19 protein-coding genes are annotated in these 23,062 nt (G+C 41.2%); 9 read left to right on the top strand and 10 right to left on the bottom strand.

The window, feature by feature from the left end:
• Positions 1–107: 107 nt before the first annotated feature.
• The 6 genes from B9G69_RS14755 to B9G69_RS14730 all read left to right on the top strand — a co-directional run bounded on the left by B9G69_RS14755 (position 108) and on the right by B9G69_RS14730 (position 8,544).
• On the top strand, positions 108–1,127 hold the full coding sequence (locus B9G69_RS14755; RefSeq protein ID WP_088614469.1) for a WavE lipopolysaccharide synthesis family protein: 1,020 nt from the start codon (positions 108–110) through the stop codon (positions 1,125–1,127).
• A gap of 8 nt (positions 1,128–1,135) precedes the next feature.
• Entirely contained in the window at positions 1,136–2,197 is a 1,062-nt protein-coding gene (locus B9G69_RS14750; protein ID WP_265437811.1) for an acyltransferase family protein, read from the top strand.
• A gap of 160 nt (positions 2,198–2,357) precedes the next feature.
• Positions 2,358–3,449, top strand: a complete 1,092-nt coding sequence (locus B9G69_RS14745; protein ID WP_322740778.1) for an acyltransferase — start codon at positions 2,358–2,360, stop codon at positions 3,447–3,449.
• 140 nt (positions 3,450–3,589) lie between these two features.
• Complete coding sequence (locus tag B9G69_RS14740; RefSeq protein ID WP_088614472.1) at positions 3,590–4,909, top strand: hypothetical protein; 1,320 nt, start codon at positions 3,590–3,592, stop codon at positions 4,907–4,909.
• Positions 4,909–6,069, top strand: a complete 1,161-nt coding sequence (locus tag B9G69_RS14735; RefSeq protein ID WP_088614473.1) for a glycosyltransferase — start codon at positions 4,909–4,911, stop codon at positions 6,067–6,069. Before B9G69_RS14740 ends, B9G69_RS14735 begins: the two co-directional genes overlap by 1 nt.
• 45 nt (positions 6,070–6,114) lie before the next feature.
• Positions 6,115–8,544 carry a glycosyltransferase gene (locus B9G69_RS14730; protein WP_088614474.1) on the top strand — a complete coding sequence of 810 codons (2,430 nt, stop codon included), beginning with the start codon at positions 6,115–6,117 and terminating at the stop codon, positions 8,542–8,544.
• Between the two features lie 33 nt (positions 8,545–8,577).
• Here B9G69_RS14730 and B9G69_RS18135 read toward each other — a convergent pair whose 3' ends face one another.
• Genes B9G69_RS18135 through B9G69_RS14710 form a run of 3 tightly spaced genes read right to left on the bottom strand, consistent with a single transcriptional unit; the run spans position 8,578 to position 11,674 of the window.
• Positions 8,578–9,813: an ABC transporter ATP-binding protein gene (locus B9G69_RS18135; protein WP_088614475.1), complete on the bottom strand. Its 1,236-nt coding sequence runs from the start codon at positions 9,811–9,813 to the stop codon at positions 8,578–8,580.
• Complete coding sequence (locus B9G69_RS14715) at positions 9,810–10,601, bottom strand: ABC transporter permease (RefSeq protein ID WP_088614476.1); 792 nt, start codon at positions 10,599–10,601, stop codon at positions 9,810–9,812. The genes B9G69_RS18135 and B9G69_RS14715 overlap by 4 nt, the downstream gene beginning before the upstream one ends.
• Before the next feature lie 11 nt (positions 10,602–10,612).
• A complete protein-coding gene (locus B9G69_RS14710; protein ID WP_176400905.1) occupies positions 10,613–11,674 on the bottom strand; it encodes a mannose-1-phosphate guanylyltransferase in 1,062 nt (353 codons plus the stop codon).
• 182 nt (positions 11,675–11,856) lie between these two features.
• Here B9G69_RS14710 and gmd point away from each other — a divergent pair, with 182 nt between their 5' ends.
• Positions 11,857–12,825, top strand: coding sequence for a GDP-mannose 4,6-dehydratase (gene gmd / locus B9G69_RS14705; protein WP_265437810.1), 969 nt, complete (start codon positions 11,857–11,859; stop codon positions 12,823–12,825).
• Positions 12,826–13,722, top strand: coding sequence for an NAD-dependent epimerase/dehydratase family protein (locus tag B9G69_RS14700; protein ID WP_088614479.1), 897 nt, complete (start codon positions 12,826–12,828; stop codon positions 13,720–13,722).
• On the opposite strand, the gene B9G69_RS14695 is transcribed toward B9G69_RS14700, so the two are convergent.
• From B9G69_RS14695 to B9G69_RS14685, 3 genes are read right to left on the bottom strand one after another with little or no spacing between them, the layout of a single operon-like run.
• The gene (locus tag B9G69_RS14695) at positions 13,719–14,810 is read right to left on the bottom strand and encodes a glycosyltransferase (protein WP_088614480.1); all 1,092 of its coding nucleotides are present in this window, start codon (positions 14,808–14,810) and stop codon (positions 13,719–13,721) included. The genes B9G69_RS14700 and B9G69_RS14695 overlap by 4 nt on opposite strands.
• Positions 14,803–15,831: a glycosyltransferase family 4 protein gene (locus B9G69_RS14690; protein ID WP_088614481.1), complete on the bottom strand. Its 1,029-nt coding sequence runs from the start codon at positions 15,829–15,831 to the stop codon at positions 14,803–14,805. The genes B9G69_RS14695 and B9G69_RS14690 overlap by 8 nt, the downstream gene beginning before the upstream one ends.
• Before the next feature lie 13 nt (positions 15,832–15,844).
• Complete coding sequence (locus B9G69_RS14685) at positions 15,845–16,918, bottom strand: MraY family glycosyltransferase (RefSeq protein ID WP_088614482.1); 1,074 nt, start codon at positions 16,916–16,918, stop codon at positions 15,845–15,847.
• A 132-nt stretch (positions 16,919–17,050) separates the two neighbouring features.
• On the opposite strand from B9G69_RS14685, the gene B9G69_RS14680 reads away from it, so the two are divergent.
• On the top strand, positions 17,051–17,905 hold the full coding sequence (locus B9G69_RS14680; RefSeq protein WP_088614483.1) for a hypothetical protein: 855 nt from the start codon (positions 17,051–17,053) through the stop codon (positions 17,903–17,905).
• A 20-nt stretch (positions 17,906–17,925) separates the two neighbouring features.
• Here B9G69_RS14680 and B9G69_RS14675 read toward each other — a convergent pair whose 3' ends face one another.
• The 4 genes from B9G69_RS14675 to B9G69_RS14660 all read right to left on the bottom strand — a co-directional run bounded on the left by B9G69_RS14675 (position 17,926) and on the right by B9G69_RS14660 (position 23,027).
• A complete protein-coding gene (locus B9G69_RS14675) occupies positions 17,926–19,353 on the bottom strand; it encodes an ArnT family glycosyltransferase (protein ID WP_088614484.1) in 1,428 nt (475 codons plus the stop codon).
• Between the two features lie 56 nt (positions 19,354–19,409).
• Entirely contained in the window at positions 19,410–20,840 is a 1,431-nt protein-coding gene (locus B9G69_RS14670) for an ArnT family glycosyltransferase (RefSeq protein ID WP_088614485.1), read from the bottom strand.
• Positions 20,841–21,018: 178 nt separating this feature from the next.
• Complete coding sequence (locus B9G69_RS14665) at positions 21,019–21,489, bottom strand: hypothetical protein (protein WP_088614486.1); 471 nt, start codon at positions 21,487–21,489, stop codon at positions 21,019–21,021.
• Between the two features lie 101 nt (positions 21,490–21,590).
• Complete coding sequence (locus B9G69_RS14660; RefSeq protein ID WP_088614487.1) at positions 21,591–23,027, bottom strand: phosphomannomutase; 1,437 nt, start codon at positions 23,025–23,027, stop codon at positions 21,591–21,593.
• Positions 23,028–23,062: the final 35 nt, after the last annotated feature.

Genomic DNA, 23,062 nt, shown 5'->3' with positions numbered 1-23,062 from the left:
ATTTTAGTTGTAAGAAACAGACTTGAAAATCAAATTCACCACTCTGCCATGCGTTATTACCAACTACTACTTTTCAACTTACGGTCAATATCTGATGATGGCCGGCAATGACTGAAAACTTTAAACTCCGCCTTTCAAGAAAATTATTAAGCTTAGTGGTAAAGAGGGTCGAAGCGATTTTAGGGTATTCCATTACTTTTAAAGTTCGTCCTGCCGAAAATGCTTCTGAGCCAGAGCGAATTCAAAAGAGCGAAAATTCGGTTATTCTGATCCAAGGACCTATCCAAAAGGATGATAAGTTTCTTGCTGAGACTATTCAGTTTTATCGTCGTATCCATCCTCAAAATCCGATTGTTGTCTCCACGTGGAGAGGATCTTCCTCGGAACTTAAATCGCAGTTGGGGAGTGTTGAATCTCTATATTTTGTAGAAAACGATCATCCTGCAAACGGCGGCGCGGTGAATGTGAATCGCCAGCTGGTTTCAACTTTGGGTGGTTTGAAATTTATTAAAGAAAATAAGCTTGGTGATTTCGTTTTAAAAACACGCGTTGACCAAAGACTTTATGACCCTTCGACTTTGACTTACTGTCGCAATCTTTTGGATTTATTCCCACTCGCGAGTAATTTGCCGGGAACACAGAAGAAGAGAATCGTCGGAGTTAATTTCAATACATCCAAATACCGCGTGTTTAGCTTTTCTGACATGTTTCAATTCGGCCATGTCGATGACCAGTTGATGTATTGGGGGGCGCCACACGATAAGCGCAATCTAAGTCATGACGATCTGAATAGGTTAAAAACTGAAGGCTGTAGTCTTTTAGATTTTTGTAAGACGATGTTCCCTGAGATTTATCTCTTCACAAGCTTCCTTCAGCGTCAGAATCAAGCTTATGAGTTCACTTTGCGTTCATATTATAAGGCATTGAAAGAACGTATGATTGTCGTGGATTCGCAATCTTTCGATCTTTATTGGCCCAAGTATGATCGTGATGACTCAGTTAATGAGTTGTTCACAACCAAGAAGTGGGACGTCAAATTGTCTCATGCAGAATGGTTGTCCATCTATTCTCAAGATTTAGACACACTTCATGTCGCCGAAGATATGCTTAATCAGCCGGTAAGCTAATGGTTGACATGCGCTCAGAGAAAAAGACGCTAAAATCGCTAGAAACATTGAGAATATTCGCGGCTATTGCTGTCGTTTTCTCGCATGCGGGCATGTTTTCTATACCTTTTATCAATGCATTTTTGGGCGTACATCGATTTCTTGGTGCTATCGGTGTGGATGTATTCTTCATTGTTAGCGGATATGTAATGTATTTGAGTGCGAGCTCTGCAAGTGTGGGTTGCGAAGGTGCCGCCAGGTTTTTACTCAATCGAGTTTTGCGAATTTTTCCACTATATTTGATTGTGACAGGTTTGTGGCTTGTAATTGAGCTGAACGCCGGTGTGCATTTTGAAATGCAATACATTGTTGAGTCTTTACTATTGTTGCCGAGTAAAGTCGGCATACAGCAAAAGGATCCAATTGTTTATTTGGGTTGGACTTTGAGATTCGAGCTGTACTTTTACTTGTTAGTATCGTTGGGGATTGCGCTTAAAAGTAGGCTCGTTTTTCCAATCACTGGTATTGTCGTGTCATTCGTGATTTGGCTTTTTAACGGTTATTATTTCGGCGCACCTATCGTGCTTGAATTTATCGGTGGATTTCTTTTGGCCTTTTTCATGTCGCGCAAACCTGATTATGTCGTTTCTAGCTGGAGAGACTTTGTGGGTTTCTTTGTTTCACTTGGCCTGCTGATTCTTGCTTCAATGGGTAAAGATTTTGGATATGATTCCGGGGGGATTTATACAGATGTTCCGCGAATGTGGATTGTCTATCAAGACAAACTCCCTGTCGTAAGGTGTGTCGCGTGGGGAGTTCCAGCTCTCATGTTGGTTTATTTTTCTATTAGACTTGAAGATAAATGGAATTGGCCTTTCGCTAAGCTTGGTAAGTATACTTTTTCTCTTTATTTGCTCCAGGTGTTCACGAACCCTTTGGCTGAAAGTTTTCAGGCGTCGATGTCAGATACGTGGGCTTTTATCTGCGGACTTGGTCTTTTGTTTGTCCTCACGTACGCATCGTATACGTATTTCGAAAAGCCAATTTTAAAGACAACACTGTATCGATTAAAAGCTGGTTCGAAAAGTTAAAGACCTGTTAAGTATTTGATATTACTAAGGTCTCCGCAGTAAGAATATCTATAAAAAGTAGACTGACTAACTAACCACCTGCTAGGTTACAGGTCTGAAAAATAAACCACTGTTTGTTGTGGTTATTAAATAGCAGGATTCTGAACTTGAACAAAAATACATTGAATTCGTTAGAGACCCTTCGAATATTTGCAGCTCTAGCTGTAGTGCTCTTGCATACTGTGGGATTTTCAATTCCTATTCTTCAACCTTTCTAGGATCGGATTTTTTTCTCGGTGCGATTGGTGTCGACGTTTTCTTTATAGTTAGCGGATATGTCATGTTTTTGAGCGCAAGTAGAGTTCAAGTTGGGCATCAAGGCGCTATCGAGTTTTTGTTAAAACGTATTTTAAGAGTTTTTCCTTTGTATCTAGTTGTGACTGTCGCGTGGTTTTCTCTGAGATCTATTTCTGGAGCTCAGTATGACTGGCGGTATGTTGTGGATTCATTGCTGTTATTGCCTACGAAATATGGTCAAGAGTTTAGTGATCCCGTATTGCATTTGGGGTGGACGCTAAGGTTTGAGTTGTATTTCTATCTATTAGTTGGTGTTGGTATCGCAGTGGGAAGTAGATTGTTTTTTCCAATTGCGGGTATCATCGTTTCCTTTCTGATTTGGGTTTACAATGGTTATTATTATGGCGCACCGATTGTTCTAGAGTTCATTGGTGGGTTTCTCTTAGCATTTTTCATGTTGCGTCGATTAACTTCAGGAGATTCTCGACTAGGTGACGTTGTTGGTTTTGTATTCTCAATTATATTACTATTGCTCGCTTCAATCGGTAAAGATACGGGCTATGTATCAGGTGACTCCTATACAGTAGTTCCACGCATGTGGATTGTATATGGAGATAAATTTGCGCTACTGAGGCCTTTGGCTTGGGGAGTTCCATCTCTCTTTTTGGTTTACTATGCTGTTAAATTGGAAGGCAGATGGACGTGGAGTTTTGCCAGATTTGGCAAGTATACGTTTTCTCTATATCTGCTACAGGTTTTTTCAAACTCCTTGGCTGCGAAGCTCAAATTGTTTATGCCAGACATATTTGCTTTTGCGTGCGGAATGCTTGTTTTGTCAGGTTTAACGTATATTTCGTTTAGATATTTTGAGACACCAATACTCAATTTGATGAAGAAAGCACGCGATCCGCGTCAAAGCTCTACGGGGAGCGTCGTCGGAGGTGATGTTCGTGGTGATAAGGTGCTTAAAGTCTGATGATTTAAAAGCTCGTTAGTGCGTGATTTTACCAATTTAAATTGAATTTATTCGTCGCTGCATAACCGTTACTTTTGTTTGCGAAATAACCTTCTGAGCAAATATACTTGGGTGATTTAGAATCTTCAGCGGAAGTACCCATGGATAAGATTACCAATGACATTTGGATAGGCAAACGCCCACCTATTCCAGGTATGCAATTTGATACAACTGTATATAGTGCAGACGATTTGTTTCGAGCTTCTGCTTCGTATCACCGTACCTTTGATAACGTTTATTTTCTTGAAGAAGATTTAGGTTCCTTCAAACAATGGCCTCTTATACTTGATGAATGTTTGCGTCTTTTAAATTACTCTAGTTCATCGATTACGATTCGATTCTTCGAATCTCCCTTCCTCACAGTTTTTCATCTGAAAAAGTTCGTATTGTGCTGGTTCGACAGTAAGGTCGAGATTCTCTCAGAGAATATTTCGACCGATGGATGTTTTGTTATTAAATTCCAATCGAAGTTGTCGGTGGAAAGTGTTGATAAGCGTTGGAGCTTTGGTTTGCTTTCTGATGGAAGTAAAACGATCAATGCGATTCAACTTTACGAAAGCATTGGACGAGCAAAGGGCGATTCAGATTTCGAGTTCATTGTCTGTGGTCCTGAAATTACTGAACTACTCGGAAAACCAAACGTTAAGTTTGTCGATATCGGGCATAAGTTTGCAGATAGAGCTTGGGATACAAAGAAAAAGAATGCTGTCGTAGATAATGCTTCAAATGAAAATATCTGTATTGTGACGAACTGTTATTTGATCGATGATAACTTTTTCTCGGGATTCGAAGAATTTGGTTACGACTTTTCAATTCTATCCGTTCGCCAAAAAATGAAGGATTCAGATAAAAGATTTCCGGACTGGGTGACGTTAGGATCTAACTGGGCTTGGACTCAAGTGGGAGTGATGGATTTCCGCGATTATAGTCAGTATGCCTTCTGTAATGGCGGCCTTACCATTGGTAAGAGGAAGATTTTCAAAAAGTTCCCGTGGAATGAGTTGTTATTCTCTGGGCAAGCTGATGACGTCGAAATTTCACGACGCATGCAAGAGCATTCCGTTATTACAAGAATCAATATCAAATCGTCGGTTTCAGTTATCGAATCGCGCTCTGATTATGTGACAATTCCACTGAAATACTCCCAATGGCAAGAAGTTGTGCCTCTCGATTACTCTCTTCAAAGTAAGTTGATGGTTGGTCGATCTCATAAGAAGTTTGGTGTTCGACCGATAGGTGTTTTTGACCGTGTCCGCAAGGGACTTGATAGAAGAATCTATGTGTTGATTAAGCCAGTGTATGATCGTTTTAAATTGAGTCTGTGGCCAAGAGTGAGACCAGTTTTAATGAAACACTTTCCGAAAATTTTAGAGAAGGTTTTTGTCGTAAAGATGCGTTTTAGCGAAAGAAAGAAATTCTGATGAATATCCTTTTTGTCGTAGAACCAAATTTCTTGAATGATCATGTCGGCGTTAGGCGCGTTATTAACTACTATTATAACGAGTTTAAAAAACTCGGTCGCGAAATCTATTTCACCACTTACCATAATGGCGAGTTCAATTTTGTTTGTGCGGGCGAGTTCCCGGAGAAATATAAAAATTCATACTCAATCAGAGACTTTGCGCCGCTCACAAATGAAGTTTTAAGTATTTCTAAAATTTTTGGAAAGTCGGGCGTTGCACGGCAAAGGGATTTTCTAAAAAAAGAAAAAATCGCCAAGAACCTATCTGATTTTGATGACATTTTGATTACGGCACCTTGGTTGGTTGATGATAAATTTCCTGTTTTAAAAAATACTTCGGGAATAGTTTATGATGTCATTCCAAATTTAGTTTCGCTTAATGAAATTTGGTTTAATGGCAGATATGCCAATTTGTTTAAATTCACGCATCAGCATAAGCAGGGTTTTGAGTATTTCATCAGAAATTCAAAAAAAATTCTGCATATATCCGAAAATACGAAAAGTGATTTTGCGTTGATGAAGAAATATTTGAAAACGACTGCGGTAGAGCATGTTGTGCTGCCGTACGAAATTAATTCGAATATCTCTAACGAGGTCCGAGGGACAGAACCTATTAAGATCTTGTGTGTAAACTTTTTCGATGTGCGAAAGAACTTCGAGAACGGGATTCAGGTTTTAAGAAAGTTAAAAAAAGAGATGGATTTCGAGTTGTACTTGGTCGGTGGTCCTCGAATGAATGCGCGTGATATTTATAACAGTCTAAAGCTACTTGATAGTGATGGAATTAGGTATAAATGGTGGCTGTCGGGATCAGACCTTACTTTAAGGAAGTTATATCAAGAGTGTGACTGTTTGTTCTTTCCGAGCATCTACGAGGGGCTTGGTCTGCCTATTCTTGAAGCACAAGACTACGGTAAGCCATGTGTGACCTCAAATTCATCATCATGCAAAGAGATCAATTATTTTGGCGATTTGACTTGCGACTACCGAGATATTGATTCTTTTGTTGCTAATCTAAAGAAAATTAAGTCTGGTAACTATAGAATTAATTCCAGTGTCCATAAAGAGTATGTCAGTCAGCTGCAAGCTCGTTACGAACATGTCGGGCAAATATTTTAAATAGAACTGGTTTGCTTTTGTAAGGAGAACTGTGAGGCTGTCTCTGTGAACGAATTTCTTAAGGAACTATCTTCGGCTAAAGGAAAACATTTTTGGGATGGTAAGCATTCTGAAATTCAAGGCGTAAGTGTTGACCTGTCCGCCACGAAAGATTTTAGACCGGCCGCTGATTTGCAAAGAAAATTCGATTTTATCTGGTGCACGGAAAAGCCTCTGTCTGATTTGGGTTGGAAAATTAGGCTTGATGAGTTGATTCGCCTTATCGCTGATGAAGGCATGGTGACATTTTCGTACATTCAAAATGAATTTATCACTATTCCAGCTGTAAAAAGTTTTTTGTTTCGTAAATATGGTATCAATGCAAGTTTGAAATTCGAAAGCATTTCTTCTGGGGTCATCACTAATTCATATCAAATTAAGCGTAATACCGTCGTTAGCAAGAATCTTTGGACGTTTGGGATGCTTACGCAGGGTAAAAAACCTGAACTTGTAGAAGCATTCTGTAGATCGATACGTGAGTTTGGCGGGGCGGAACACGAGATTATTATTTGTGGGCCTTACTCAAGCTTGCTGGATAAATACCAAGTTAGATACAACGACAAAGCCTACAGTGATCTTCATGCTGAGATCTGCAAAAAGAAGAATGATCTTGTAGCGATGGCAACCCATGAAAATATCATGTTAGTACATGATCGCTATGTTTTGAATTCAGATTTCTTCACCGGGTTTGATAAATATGGGTATGATTTTGATTTCTTAACGGTTAATCAATTTCATGCGAGTGGTAAGCCATACCCTGGTTATTGCTCTATTGATGACCGTGGTGAGATGTTTTGGGGGCAAATTTCTGAGTGCACTGATTATAAAAAATCTTGGCACTCTCATTATTTAAACGGCGGTCTTTTAATTGGTAAAACGGCCTTGTTTAAAGAAGTGCCGTTTAATGACTTTATCTATCACAATCAAGCTGAGGACGTAGAGTTGGCCCGTGTGATGATGGATCTGAAGATAGTACCCCGTCTGAATACGTATTCATCTGCAAAGACAGATGTTCCCGATCATCTAACAAATGCTTTTGCCAAATCAAGTGTGAGTGATCTAGAAAATCGGTCATTCGCAAATGGAAGTTTTGACTTTTATTTCTCTGATACCCCAAGTGATCCTATTTCAAAGTTAATGCTAAAAGGTGTTGGATTCTTGGGGAAGTCTTACTTTATGAGAAATAGAGAGAAGATTTCCTGGAAGGTGATTTGCCAACGTTTTTTTAAAAAGGTATGTCGGTCAATTTCTTTTAGAGTTAAAAATAGATACTTCAATAATAAGACTGTTCAATACTTGTACGCTAAAAAGTGGCAGGTTAGGCATGCTCTACTCGGAGATAGAAAACGTCCCGATCTTCATCAAGGTGTGAATGTAATCACAAACTTTGTTGAAGGCGGGGTATTCAATGCCACTTGCTATATGGTTCGTCAGTTGATTGAAGAAGGTATTCCTGTATCTTTGTATAATGTCTATCCTCAAGACCACTCGAATATTAAGCAAGATTTTCCGGACCTGGAAAAGTATGTTACGACACGTTTAAAGTACCCCACTAATATCCTCTCTGATGGATTTCCATTTAACGAGAAATCATTTGTCCGTTTGAATGGTATTTTGAAGGGAAGGTATAACATCAACTATACGTTTTGGGAGTTGCCTAAGATTCCCAAAAGACTTGCTCAGAATTTGAAGTATCCAGACGAAATTTGGGCTGGTTCGGATTTTGTGAGAGATGCTATTAAAGACGCTAATGGAAAAATTAAAGTTAGTACTTATCCTTTGAAGTTGAAAATCAAGGAATTCTACGGTCAGAAGTATGATCGCAATTACTTTAAGTTGCCCGCGAATAAAGTATTATTTTTGGCATCTTACTCATTTTCCTCTGGTGGTGCTCGTAAAAATCAAGATGCCGCTATCAGTAGTTTCACTGCTGCTTTGGAAAATGAAAATGCAGCTTTAGTTCTTTATATCCATCTTCCCAAACCTAAAGAGCTAACGATGCTTTCTGAGTACGAGTTGTTTAAAACAAATATTAAAAATCAGTACAAAGATAGCGTAATAATTTTGGATCAAAGACAGACCTCATACGAGGAGCAGATTGGGCTGAAGAGAGCTTGTGATTGCTACATCTCCCTGCATAGATCGGAGGGATATGGTCTTAATTGCGCTGAGATGGCGGAGGTTGGAAACTTCGTCGTGATGACCGATTGGTCGGGTTCTGACGATATAAAAAAAGACAGTCGCTGGAATGGTTTGATCTATCCAGTAAAATACGAGTTGGTTCCAGTTAAGGCTGCAGACTTTGTTTGGGTTAAACCTGACGAGGAGGGGCTTCAACAGTGGGCTGAGATCGTGCATGAGGACGCCGTGAATAAGATAAAGCAGGTTTACTTATTGGCATCTGAACGCTATCGAAAATCTGAAGTGAGTATTTAAAAAAAAAGCTGTACCGAATCCGGTACAGCTTTTTTATTGAGAGATTGTCATTTCGGTCTGTAGGTTGCAAACTCCGGCCCAGATAGGCTTTTCCTGTGGACGTTTCAATACATTGAAATTCATAAAACGCTGTGTGATGCATACAACCTGTTCGAATTCACTTTCTCCGATCCCGCCAGATTCTACTCCAATAGCTAGAGTGTAAGAATCTGCAACAAGGTTATTTCTAAATTTAATTTTCAGAGTGAATGGTTTGTTGAGGTCAGCAGATTTCTCGATAGAAACTCTGTGGCAATATGTATTGCTTTCATACATTACAAAGCCTTTTTTATTTTGAATTCTGATGCCAACGTGAGGGTCTTTGTATTGTGCTAAATTTGTAACTTCAAGTTGGAGATAGTAATCCTGCTTTTCATAAAGAAATGGTTGTTCGTTATTATCTGAATCAACGATTTTTGCAGACATAATGTATTTATTGATGTCGTCATACTTATGCGAAACGTCTGTGGCTTTCGCTGGCTCATGAAGATTTACGGCTCTGTACTCATTGAGGTAGCCTAAAAAGATTTCAACAGCTTTTGTTGTATTGCCAGCGAATTTAATTTCACCATCAGCCAGAAGGATCGCTCTGTCGCATAATGTGTGAATGATGTTCAAGTCGTGTGTCACAAATAGCAACGTTGTGCCTTGTTCTCGGTATTTGCCGATACGTTCAAAGCATTTCTGTTGAAACTGAATGTCACCGACTGAAAGAGCTTCATCGACGATAAGGATGTCGGGCCTTTTTGCGGTTGCAACTGCAAAGGCAAGACGAACCATCATGCCACTGGAGTACACACGTACAGGCTCATCGATGTACGGACCGATATCTGCGAATTCTTCAATGCTTGGAACCAATTCGTCTATTTCTTGTTTTGAAAGTCCTTGAATCTGTCCGGACATATAAATGTTCTGGCGGCCTGTGAACTCGGGGTGAAATCCAAGGCCAAGCTCAAGAAGTGCAGAGACATTTCCCACAACCTCGATGCTTCCAGCCGTTGGAAAAGTTGTACCACAGATTAGCTTTAACAACGTACTCTTGCCAGCGCCGTTGACCCCGATGATTCCTACGGATTCGCCCTCGGAGACCTCGAAGGAAAGACCTTTTAACACCCAGATATATTTGAATAGAGATGTTTTGAAAGGCAGAATCCAGTCTAGAACCTTCCCTAATCTCGAATAATATCGTTTATATCCTTTTTGAAGATTGTGCGCTTTGATTTGAATCATAATTCATCCGCCATCGCAGCTCCGTGTTTTCTTAATAGCCTTAGAGAAAATAGACATAGAATAAGTGAAACTGCAGTTACTATCCCAAATGACTGAAAGTTGATGGATCCATCCAGCACTATCGATTGATAAGACTGAGCGAAAAATGTAGCCGGATTAAGGCCTACGAAAAAACGTAAGCGGGGAGGTAGGCTGTCGATCATGTAGACTATGGGTGTTCCCCAGAACCAGACTTGAATGAAGACCGTCATCATTTGGCTGACATCTCTAAAAAACACATTCAAGACACCCAATATGTTTCCCACCGAGAAGCTAAATAGCACATGTACTAGAAGAACTAAGGGGAAATAGATGAAGGTGTGAATAGGAAAGTTTCCAGTAATTATTAAAAACAAAAAAAATAGGGATAGAACAATTATTAAATTAACCAGCGAAGTGAGAGTTGCTGAGACTGGGAAGCAAATCTTCGGTAAAGCTGCTTTCTTAATTAGATTTGCATTGTCGATATATACGCTCTGGCTTCTTGTAATTGTTTCGACTAGAAAGTTCCATGTTAAAAGTCCCGAGCAAAGAAACATGCTGTATCCGAACATACTGTCATTGTTGGGGATTTTAACTCTCGCTAATTGAGAAAAAATAAGCGTGTATATTGAGATCATTGCTAATGGCTGAATGAAAATCCAAAGCACTCCCAAAATACTTCGTTTGTAACGCACCTGAAAATCACGTTTTACGCCATTTAATATGAAATGCCTAAACTTATAGATATCTTTAACTTCTTTAATCATTGCCTTGTGCCTTAAAGCATCTCTCGGTGTTCAGAAACCAGCGTAGGGTTGCTATTTTTAAGAATATCAACGATATCCTTCACATTCTGTGTTGAGCCCTTTTTACTGATTAAAAGTGCATCAGCAGTATCAACCACAATAAGGTCGTCGACGCCGACGAAGGAATAAGTTTTATCTACCTTCGACTGAACGAAATTATTTCTAGAGTTGAACTCAATCACATTAGTTTGGGGGCGGCCTCCAAGGATATCGGCGATGGCGTCCCAGGAACCCACGTCGCTCCAGCCAATATCACAAGGGATACAAACAAGGTCCTTGTCCGAAAGCTTTTCCATGATGGCATAGTCAATGCTGATGCTTTGTACTTTGCTGTATACATCTTCGATATTAGATAAATCCGCATTAATCCTTGTAAGCTGAGAGTGCAGCTCTGGCTGAAAAGTTTCTAGATGTTTCATCATAGTTTTTACTTTAAAGACAAAGATTCCGGCATTCCAAAAAAATTGACCACTTTTTAGGTATGCGTCCGCTTTTTCTGTAGATGGTTTCTCATGAAATCCAGCGACCGAAAAACTGTTGATATCCTCTAATGAGTTAGATTGTTCACCTTGGACTTGGATATATCCATATCCAGTTGCCGGAAAGTTCGGCTTGATTCCTAAGGTAACAACTTTGTCGTTTTCCGCCTCAATGTTAGCAAGAGCGATGGCTTTTCTAAATTCAGCTTCATTTTCGATAAGGTGGTCTGCGGGAAAAATACCCACAACATCATCTGATTTACCCAAATTCGCTAGATGGGCTGTCAGGAGTGCGATTGCTGGGGCTGTGTTTTTAGCGCATGGCTCCAAAATCACATGGTTGTCGGGCGCTCCGACTTCACGAATGTTTTTAAGTGTGAGGTCACGAAGTGATGCTGATGTTACAACCCAAGGAGTCCCGAAGTGACTAATTCTATTCAGAGTTAAAGAGTGAAGGCTTTGCTCAAAAAGGTTGCAAAATTGCTTCGGAAATTTCGTGCGAGAGACTGGCCACAGACGGGTGCCTGAGCCCCCTGAGAGTACAACTGGAATCATGCTTTTCTCCATCGCAACAATTTATTATGAATGCTCTCGGAAGAGCAACGTTGTTCGCTGAGAAATCTAATATGCCATTTCGCGATATGGATGAAGTACGACGCGATGAATTCGCATTTGAACAATTATCCAAATGTAATAGGATTGCTACGGTTTGTTTATTACCTCAATTCGGAGATCGCATGAAAAGAGCATTAATCACGGGGATTACGGGACAAGACGGTTCCTATTTGGCTGAGCTATTGTTAGAAAAAGGTTATAAAGTTTACGGCCTTACAAGAAGATCGTCTACAAACATCAATAGCCGTATCGAGCACTTGCTTTCTAAGGTTGAGCTTTTGTCTGGCGATTTGTTGGATGGTAGCTCGCTATTGTCGGCAGTTGAGGAATCACGACCGGACGAGGTTTATAACTTGGCCGCGCAGAGTTTCGTGCAAACTTCTTGGAATCAGCCAACGCTAACTGCGGATTTTACTGCGGTAGGTGTTACGAGAGTTCTAGAAGCTGTTAGAAAAGCAGCTCCGAAGGCAAAGTTTTATCAAGCGTCTAGCTCTGAAATGTTTGGTAAAGTTCAAGCCGTGCCGCAAATTGAATCAACACCATTCTATCCAAGATCTCCATACGGTGTTGCTAAGCTTTATGGTCACTGGATCACAATCAACTATCGTGAGTCGTTCAATATGCATGCGACTAGTGGTATTCTGTTCAATCACGAATCTCCTCGTCGTGGCATCGAGTTCGTAACAAGAAAAATTTCTTACCATGCAGCTTTAATTAAGCATGGTTTGGCTACAGAACTTCGCCTCGGCAATCTTGATGCAAAACGCGACTGGGGTTTTGCTGGGGATTATGTGGAAGCGATGTGGTTGATGCTTCAGCAAGATCAACCAGATGATTTCGTGATCTCTACTAACGAAACTCACACGGTTAAAGAGTTTGTTGAGCTAGCATTTGAGCGTGCAGACCTTGACTGGAAAAAGTACGTTAAAATTGATGAAAAGTTCATGAGACCTGCAGAGGTTGATCTTTTAATCGGTGATGCAGCTAAGGCTAAGCAAAAACTTGGCTGGGAGCCTAAGACAAGCTTCAAGCAACTTGTTAATATGATGGTTGATTCCGATTTGGAATTGGTAAAAGGACTTAAGGTCTAAATGATGCCAGCAGTGTTGATCACAGGACATGCTGGCTTCCTTGGAACGCGTCTGCAGACGGCTTTGTCGTCTTCAGGTTTCAAGGCCGTTTTGTTCGAAGGTGATATCACTGATTTCAAAAACGTCCAAGAACAATTGAGTAAGAGTGAATTTGACTCCATTGTTCATTTGGCGGGCATCAGCAATGTCAAAGACTGCGAAGAAAATCCTGCCAAGGCAGTCGCAGTGAATGTTCAGGGCACCGCTTTTTTGTTGGAGGCCCTTGTTCGTTTAAAACGAAAAGCTCGTTTTGTTTTTGCCAGCACGGGGCAAGTTTATCATATTCCTGAAGGTGCTAAAGACGTTCTATTGAACGAACAAAGTCCTGTAGCTCCACCCAACTATTACGCTAAAACAAAGTGGATGGCAGAAGCCATCATCTCTCAGTATTTCAGTTCTTTTGATATCGGAAATGCTGTTGTTCTAAGGTTATTTAATCATAGTCATTCAAGTCAGACGGGTCCTTTCTTCTTTCCATCTCTTTATCGTTCCATTTTGGCGAAAAAGGGAAGTGTGCAGAAGGAATCAATTCCCGTTGGTAACCTTGAACTTTTCAGAGATTTTAGCAGTGTTGATGATCTAATCGCATTGCTATTAAAAGTTCTGGTGCGTGATCTGGTAGCGCCTTATAGCGTGTTCAATGTTTCCAGTGGTCAAACCAGAAAATTGCGTGATTTAGCTGAAGCGCTTGCTGCAAATTTAGAGGTGAATGTTGAATTTCAACTGGATCCTTCGCGCTTAAGAAGCGATGATCCGTATCTGATTAAAGCAAGTTCCGAAAAGGCCCAGTCGGTATTTAACTGGAAGCCTCATGTTGGAACTGATGCTGAATATATCCAAAGCTTTTTAAAGCCTTAGAATTTATAAACTGTCTTTAAAGTTGCAACGTGAGCTGGTCGGGAGAAAACGCTCTCGAAGCGCTCTAAGCATTTTTCGTGGACTTGGCTTCCGTGAATGAAGGTTTCCATTTCGTTCATTTTTTTAGCACAGTCAGCGACATCTCCAACTTCAAAGAAAAGCCCTGTCACATTGTTTTGATTAATTTCCACCATGCCTGAGCCATGTAAGTTGGAAATTAAAAGCGGCTTGCCGTGACTTAAAGCTTCGATCAAGACGATACCAAATGCCTCGGCTCGAGAATTAGACGCCAAAGCAAAGTAAGCACAATCTTCCAACAGTTGATTTTTTACTTCTTCTGAAGCCGCTGGATAGAAATGAACTTTGGATTGAAGTCCTAAAGAGGCTACCAAGTCTTTATGTTCTTCCAATAGTTCGCCACCACCAACAAGAACCAACGGACGTTGCAAGTTCGCTTTGTGATAGCCAAGAATCAAAGTTTTAAAGTCCTTGTATCCCACATGTCGGCCGATGCTGATAATACATCCAGGCATGATCGGATTTTTAACGGACGTTTTTTCTGGTGCATCGATATAGTAAGGCAGAATTTTAATTTTGCTGTGATAGTTTTTTAGAACTTCAGATGCATCCGCATAAGTTTTCGTCGCAACTAAAACAGTCGAGGCACGTTTCAAAACGTCATGGATCATCGGTCCTAATATTTTACCTAAAAGCTTTTGGCGAACAATATCGCTGTGCCACTGTACGGTCAGTGAGCCTGTGGGACGTGCAATATTAATTGCAGCTAAGGCTAATAAGTCCGGCCATTGAAGGTGAATGTAATCAAACTTTCTTCTGTTCCAAAGAAGTTTAAAGAAAACTCCCAAGTACAGGGGCTGAGAAAATAGAATCCCGAAATTAAAGAAGCGAGTCAGATTAAATTCTGCCGTGAAGCGATTGGCTTTTCTTACTTCATGATTTGAGCAGTAAATCTCAACATCACAACCAGCCTGAGCTAGATCTTTTGCTAAATTAAGAGATGCTGTTTCGATTCCACCTCGAGCGGGTGAAAAATATTTTCCGATAATCAAGATGCGTGGTTTAGTCATTGTACAAATTCCTAACAAAGGTCGCAAAGCTGCTCACGATGTTTTGATTTCTTTGAAGATAGTGCTTACGCAAAACTTCTTGAGAGGTGTTCACTGTAACGTCAGTAAATGATTTAATTGCTTGGCTGACTGATTCGACGTTGAGTTTAGCAAATATCGCTTTTTCTTCCGAAGCTTCGTGATGAACAGGAATGTCGGAGCAAATGACCGGGCATCCTTGGCTTTGGGCTTCCATGATCGGCATGTTGAAGCCCTCATACTTAGACAAAGTTATAAAGCAACTTGCCGTTTGATAGAGCTCAACCAGTCTTTCATTAGAAATAAAACCGAGAACCTCGAGCAACTTGCGCTCTTTCAAAGATTCCATTTGTTGGAATGTTTGCTCATCTTTAAGCCAGCCAAGTTTTCCAGCCAGAAGCAATGGCTTTGGTGTCGTTGCTGTCTTGAGGTAGGACTCATAGCCATCCAACAACAGCTTCATATTTTTACGTGGTTCCAGTGTCGCCACAGAAAGAAAGAATTGCCCCCGTTGATTTTCGTTCTTCGCGTTTAAAAATAGATCGCTCAGCAGGGGTTGAAAGAATGCAACCTTCTTTACCTTGCTTAACGATTCGATCTCATGGCTAACGGCCTGAGATATCGAGAAAACCTGATCAGCAGTTCGGATGCTGAATGGTTGGAAAAAGCGGCGAATAAGGCGTCCCTTAAAGCTCATCGTTTCTGGGCAGAAATGATGAGTGTTATCATAAACGGGAAGCAGATAAGTGACCTTTGAACTTTTATAAAGGGGCATGATTCCCATGCTTGGGATGAAGATGTCGATTTTGTTGTCTTCGATCTCTTTTTTCAAGCTGACATTGTACCAAGCGTATCGTGATTTATTTCCATTTGAAAACGCGTGGACTTCAATGTTCGTCCCTGACTCTGCCAGATTTTGCATAAGTCTTTGGATGTAATTTCCAATACCTGTATTTTGTTTTCCAACGACGGAGGCATCGTAACCTAGACGAATTGTTTTCATCCTATCCTCTCTGTTACTTATTGAGGCGATCGCGAACTTGTTTCTTTAATACCAAGCTGACGATGCCAGTCAGAATTATCGAGATTCCCATTAGTAGAATAGACAATTCCAAACTGCGCCATTCGCGCAAATATAGGGCCATAGCGATCATTAATATCGCATATGCAAGCAGCGATAGAGTTACTTGAAGATGGCTCATTCCTAAGTCTTGAAGAATGTGATGAATATGTCTGCGATCTGCAGAAAAAGGGCTTCGTTTTTTAATGATTCTTAAAAAGAAAACTCGAGTCATGTCCAGCAATGGGATTAATACGATAGCCACTGCAATACCCGGAGCAGCTTTAATATAAAACGGGGATGTTTCAAATCCTGGAGTACGAGAGTTTTCAATAAATTTGATGGCTAAAATAGAAACGATAAAGCCCAGAAGCATCGAACCGGTGTCGCCCATAAAAATCTTAGCATTGCAGAAATTGAAAAACAGAAAGCCTAGGAGAGAGCCACCCAAAGCAAATGCCAAGATTGAAAGGCCATGCGCGCCCGTCAAAGCAAACCAAATGCCGAAAGAGAGGGATGCAAGCAGTCCAAGGCTTCCAGCCAAGCCGTTGATACCATCGATCAGGTTGAACGCATTGATCAGGCTCACGATCACAAGAACCGTGATCAAGACCCCCATGATCGGTGGAATTTCGTTAAGACCGAACATTCCCCAGAAACTTGTTAGCTTCAAGTTCCCAAGTGTTGTAACAAGAATTGCACACACGACCTGAACCGAAAGCTTTTTGATAGGACTTAGTGCAATGATGTCGTCTTTAATACCGGCAAAGAACAACAAAATGATCGCCGAAGTCATAAAACGAATGTCATCTGTTTTTAAGTAATCAGTGAAAGCCGAGTACGCGAATACAGTGCCGGCAAAAATGGCAATTCCACCAAGAGTCGGTGTTCTTGTTTTGTGAAATTTGCGGTCCTCGTCGGGTTCATCCATCAAGTGCTTTAAATCGGCAACTTTGATGATAACCGGGATCGAAATAATAGCGATCAACATAGAAACAAGGAATGGCCACAGAGTAACTGATAAATTCATTCTATTTTCGCCCTATGAGTTATGTCCTCATTTACTTAGAGGGGCCATGATTATAGATTTTATCTTCATAATCAATGAATTTATTGTCATGCTTAATGTAAGATTCTCTAGGAACAATAAGGGTTTAGTGTAATGGCAACTTGCGAAATTAAATCAAATAAAATGCGTGTCCAAATCAACACAAAAGGTGCTGAACTCGCTCTGCTTTCAGTTGATGGGTCGGATCATAATTGGGTTTGGAATGCGGGAGAAGCATGGAGTCGCAGTGCGCCGCTGTTGTTCCCGATCGTAGGGAAACTCAAGGGAGATCGCTTCCTTTTTGAAGAACAAAGTTATGCTATGGCTCAACATGGTTTTGCTCGCGAAAGCGAATTTTTGGTGATTAGTTCGCAAACGAACAAAGTTGTTTTTCGCTTGAATAGCAGTGATTCCACGAAGAAGATCTATCCTTTCGATTTCACTCTCGACGTGATTTATGAAATCGTGAACGATCGACTTAATGTTCAATTTAAAGTCTTAAATACGGATAAAAAGAAAATATATTTCAATTTCGGATGGCATCCTGGATTTGTGGCTCCTTGGAGTGATCACGATGGTTCCCTTGTGTCTATAGGTAAGGTGTTTGGATCAAGAAGTTATCTTCGCAATGGGCTTGTTTGCGATAAGGAGGATTCCTTCTTTGCCGATCACAAAATAACTTTGAATTCAGAACTATTCCTGCAAGATGCATTGGTCTTTAAAGATTTAAAACCAGGTATTGTTGCGTGGAGTAGAGCTGGGGAGCGAAGTGTTTTGCGAGTGGATTGCGGCAACGCAGGGCATTTAGGTCTGTGGACTAAGAACCTTTCTAAATTCCTATGTATCGAGCCATGGTGGGGTTATGGTGATGATGATCAAACCACCGGTCAAATTGAGCGAAAGAATGGTATTCAGTCATTAATGCCGCAGCAAACGTGGGAAGGAATGTGTCAGATTCAGATTGAGTAACGCATGGTGGGAGAGCCCCGCTATTTATTTAAAATATCGGAGTCGGCAGCAATCTCGCGAACTTCAATTTCACTTCCGCTAGGGCTCGCTGTAACTAAAAATACAGCCTGTCCCGGCGTAATGGTGGACCGTTCATCTCCACCTTTCCAATAAATTGGATTTTGGCTGTACCATCTTAAATTCCAGTACATCTGCTCTCCCCACGGACTTTTGGGATTGATGACGACAAGTTGTGACGATTTTTGTTCTAAAAATTTACCAACACGCTGGGTTTCTGCCCAAATGTCTTTTTTGTTGTATGGCGTCGTCCAGAAATAAATCGTAGCGCAACATGCGGCGACGAAGAGCGTGGCCGTAAGTCCTTTGGCGATTTGAAGGGATCTGTGTCGCAACTTATCGCTCCAGCAGGTCCACATATATACAAGTCCTTGAGCAAGACTGATTGAGCCAAAGATATAGATCCCTGTATAGTGTTGAGAAGAATCTTTTTTAATCAGAGAAAATGCACAGACGGTCATGATCAAATAGAGCCAATAGTAAATCCAAATTTTTGGAAGTGATTTGTTTTTTCTAAAATAGAAAGCATGAATCACAGCCGTCGGTATCAGCCAGATTCCGTACATTTGGAAAAGAGATTTAATAAAAGCTAAATCGATCAGAGACGTTGAGAAGTTTTGTTTTGAGAAGAAGCGATTTTTAAACTGGTACTCGTAATAACCCTCGAACCAATGAATATTGAAATAACGATCCCATGCAAACCACAACGCAAAGACAGTAAGAACTCCACCGAGAACAATCAGGCTTTTTCCTAGATTTTTGAGAAATTCACGAATGCTTTCGTGAATAGAACTTCCAATAAATGGAAGTAGCATTAGGGCGGCTAAATGAGACAACATCTCTGTCCCTTTAGTCATAAAGGCTAAGCCCAAAACAACTCCCGCCGCGTAATGATTGCGATACCTGATCAATGCAAAAACTGCTGCTAGGGCTAAAAATTGAACGCTAGGATCAATTGAGGGTTGTCGGGTTTGGAGTTCGTATCCACCAGTTAGTGCGAGCAATAAAATGGAAATAATTCCTGCCCAGAAAATTAAATTTTGAGAGTTGCCCAGGTTGCGATTCACAAAATGAGGATGAGAGGCTTTGGATGCCTTCGTCATCAGGTAGAATGTGAATCCAGCCATCAAAAAGTTAGGAAGTTTGACTGTGAAATCGGAAACGCCAAATAACTTTGTGATCAATGAAGCATAATAGAAAAACAAATAAGGATGATCAAAAAAAGCATAGCCATTTGCACGGTATAAAGTAAGTCCCGTATGCATTGTTGTTTGCTTGATGATCATTGCATAAAAGGCGCCATCGCCGTGAATAGGGCACCACAAGACCTGGTGCGTGAACACTAGAAAAGCAATACCGATAATGATCCAAAACCATTTGGAATATTTCATAGGGGAAGTAAATACCGAGCACCTGCAAAAGGCAAGCAGCTGTTCCGAAAACAGCTTTAGTCGTTATTGACGAGGTTTTTAGGCTTCATTTGGGTGCAGGTTTCTTTGGTTGAGTACAAGATCCATGGATCATTCCATGCGCAAACCGATTCTGTGTGCGTTAAGAAGTGCTTGTTATCTTCGTTGTGGATGATGAATACAGCTTCGCCATTTCTTATCGACGCAACTATTTTCGGGAGTTCTTCGGGGGTAAACATCACAGGAGTTTTTTGCCAGTACCACGCGATATACGAACTGGTCGCTTCACCGCTAAGTCGTTCAATTTCATTGGCCTGAAAATAGATGCGCTCAATTGGAAGGTTCTTTATGGTTTCTTTAAAGGCATGTATTTCTGGTCCACCCATGCTGTGAACAGTAATTGGCAACACAGTAACGGCCATGAAATATATGGCGCTGAGGCCCAAGAGACCTTTAGTCCATTTCTCAGCGCTTAACTTCCAACGAAGTGAAACGAGATATCCAGCTCCCAGAGCCAGCCAAGGAAAGATCGGCAGCAGATACTGTCTGTTGTGACGGTTGCTGAAGGCGTAGACTGCCAGGTGGATCAAGAACTGTAGTGTTGCAATTGCAGCCACCGACCGATATTGCTTTTTCCATAAAAGGACTAGGCCAGGGATAAAGAGTAACGCCACGAGATGTGCGTGGTTAATAGTATCTCGAATATACCAAATCCAACCCACAGGATCGTAACTAGCTTCGCGGGCATCATTTTGAACGATGAATTGTCGATAGAAATACCTCTCCCAGAAAACAAATCCTTGAGAGTGGTAATGGGCGATCGTGAATGCAATTAAAGGCGTAAGAATGCCTACACTTAGAGTTAGTAGAGGCTTCGGGCGCCAATTGAGACGAGTGCCTGCGAATAGTAAAACAGGAAGAACTCCTATCGCCGCTGCTCCCTTTGTGAGGATAGCGAAACTCAGAAAAAAGCCCGAAAGAAGGGCAGATCCGATGTCACTGCTATTCGATATTCTTGATGAAAAATAAAACCCAACAAGAATAAACGCCACCATCGGCATATCCAACCAACCGCTGGACATAAAATTCATAAAGACGTTAATCGTAAGAAGCAAAATAGTAGAGATCAGCGCCGTATTCTCATCCACAAGCCTGCGGATAGCAGCAAAAAACGCCAGCACCCCAATGATGCCTAAAACCGAAGAAGTAAAATGAATCCCAAAAGCATTGGCGCCCCAAACCTTTAAGGACAAAGCATCCAACCAAAGCACCAGATAAGGATGCTCCACAAAAGGATCAAAAATGCCAGGAGCAAGTTTAGGATTAAACCAAGAACCATTTTGCAAGATATCGCGCGCGATCGCACCGTAGGTAGCTGTGTCTAAGCCAACACCTGGCTCCCAACTTTTTGCGAAGACAAATAAGATGAGAGCGAATGCGAGCCATTTAATTCTCGAGTCGATTCTCATTAATACCCCACGAATTAAAATATTTCGTGTCAGTTAATAATTCGCTGAATGGGGATAATCAAGTCGAAGAACGTTTTTGACGTTCTTCGTAGACCTTTGATGTCCTAAATTTAAGGATTCAAAGTTTATTCTTAAGGACCTTTATTGTTTTTTCTTAACTGCAAAGGTCCGACCCTTACTAGAATCTAAAACGCGCACCAGCAGCAATATCCAAATCCGCATCAACCTTCGGCGATACGTCAATAATCAAAGCCGATTCCGCAAAGAACTCAACCTTTGGATCTGCCCACATATAAGTCATTCCCACAGGAGCGCGAGGACCGAACGCGACATCTCCATCATATTTGCCATCATTGATAAAGATCATGCGCGCGCCAATACCCAAGTAAAGGTTCATTGGGCCTTCTTTAGCCATTTCCCAAGATTGGAATTTATCGAACAAGAAAGTCGAGTGAAGTTGCAAACCACGATAAGTCCCACCAGAGACAGCAATCGCCGCATCCACAGAGTTCACGTCATTTAATGACATGCGACCAGAAAAACCAATTGGATCTCCCACCATCGCGCCTAAAGCATATTCAGCATGTGCGTAAGAAGTAGAAATAACTGAAACAAAAAGGACAAGGCCAGCAACAAACTTATTGATCATGAATAAATCCTCCGCCGTAAATTCTGTCGGGGAGGATGAAAAATGTCCACGTCATATTTATTTGTTGCACGCAACTAAAGCATTGCGTCGACGGCCCGTTTTTATTGAATCATTTCAAGGATTTTGCCCAACGCTGCCGAGCTCAATTTATCAGCATCTGCTTGAGTTTCCGATTCAGTATAGCATCTAAACTCGGGAGCATTCCCAGAGGGGCGCAGATGAATAACTTTGTTTTTATCTGTCGTCATGCGCAGCCCATCTAACGTATTTACGGATTGAACTTTCGCATCCGGAATAAATTGTTTTATGAACTCTTCAGGAGCCGCACCAGCGGATTGCAGGATCTTTTGACTTTTCTCAAGAGGACAATTTTTAGCAAGTACGCTCGAAGTAAATCGGCTTGGTAGTTTATCCACAACCTCTGCAGTCGAAGAGTTTTGTTTTTTAGCTGCTGCAATAATTGTTAATGCCGGCAAGACGGAATCCCGTGTGGGAAGTGGTTTTAAAACTCCAACTCGCTCGATCGGGGAGGACAGAATAAATCCACCATTCGCCTCAAAACCAGCGACAGATTTGAATTGGCTATTGAGGTTATTTAAAGCTTCGACGACATATGGTGAACCAATTTTAGTGAAGTTTATTTTTTTAAAACTAGAAACTTCCGATATCCCGGAGTTGCAGCTAATAGGCAGGGCGACGGCCTCGATACCTAAAAACTGCGCACAAATAATTCCAAGCTTATCACCTTGAACCAGTCGACCTTTGTTATCAACGACCAAGGGGCGGTCTCCGTCGCCATCAGTACTGACTAAAATATCAGCACCGTGCTCGTCGATCCATTTTTTGAAAAGATCTAACGACTCAACAGCCTCGGTATCAACCGGAATGAATTTGTCACTATGACCTAGGCGTATCACATGTGCACCGAGCTTTTCTAAAATGCTAACAAACAGTTTGCGAGCAGCTGAAGAGTGTTCATAAAAAATGACCTTCACACCCTGAAAAGAAATGTCTGCAAAGGTGTCAACATAACGTTTTGTGAACATAAACGTAGCTTCTTCGGTGCAATCTACTTTCGAAGTTGCCGTGTCTTGCAGGAACTCACCTTTGTTGCCAAAAAGCTCTTTTTTGAAGTTTTCTTTCTGCAGACGTTCGTAATTTGCAAAGATCTTTTCATCATCGTGCTTAAGAGTCTCACCCGAAGTCAGATAAAACTTAATCCCATTGCGATCCGCAGGAATATGACTTCCAGTGATCATAACAGCCATCGAACTTTTTTCGGCAGAGAAATAGGCAAGGGCCGGCGTTGGTAAAACACCACAGTATTGAACAGTCTTGCCATTGTCAGTTAGAGCACGCTGAACAGCGTTCAGAATTTTAGGACTGCTTTCGCGCAAGTCCATCCCCAGAGCAACAGTCTTAGAAGGAGAAACAACGTCAGCATGTTGAAGAAATGCAACCGTAAGAAGATAAGCCTCGCGATCAGTAAATTCAGTCACCAACCCACGCACTCCACTCGTCCCAAACTTCAACGCCATTTAACCTCTCCTGAAAGAGGTAGATTCAATCAAAT

Source organism: Bdellovibrio sp. SKB1291214 (assembly GCF_002209355.2).
Lineage (GTDB): Bacteria > Bdellovibrionota > Bdellovibrionia > Bdellovibrionales > Bdellovibrionaceae > Bdellovibrio.
This window is presented reverse-complemented; position numbering and strand designations above follow the sequence as displayed.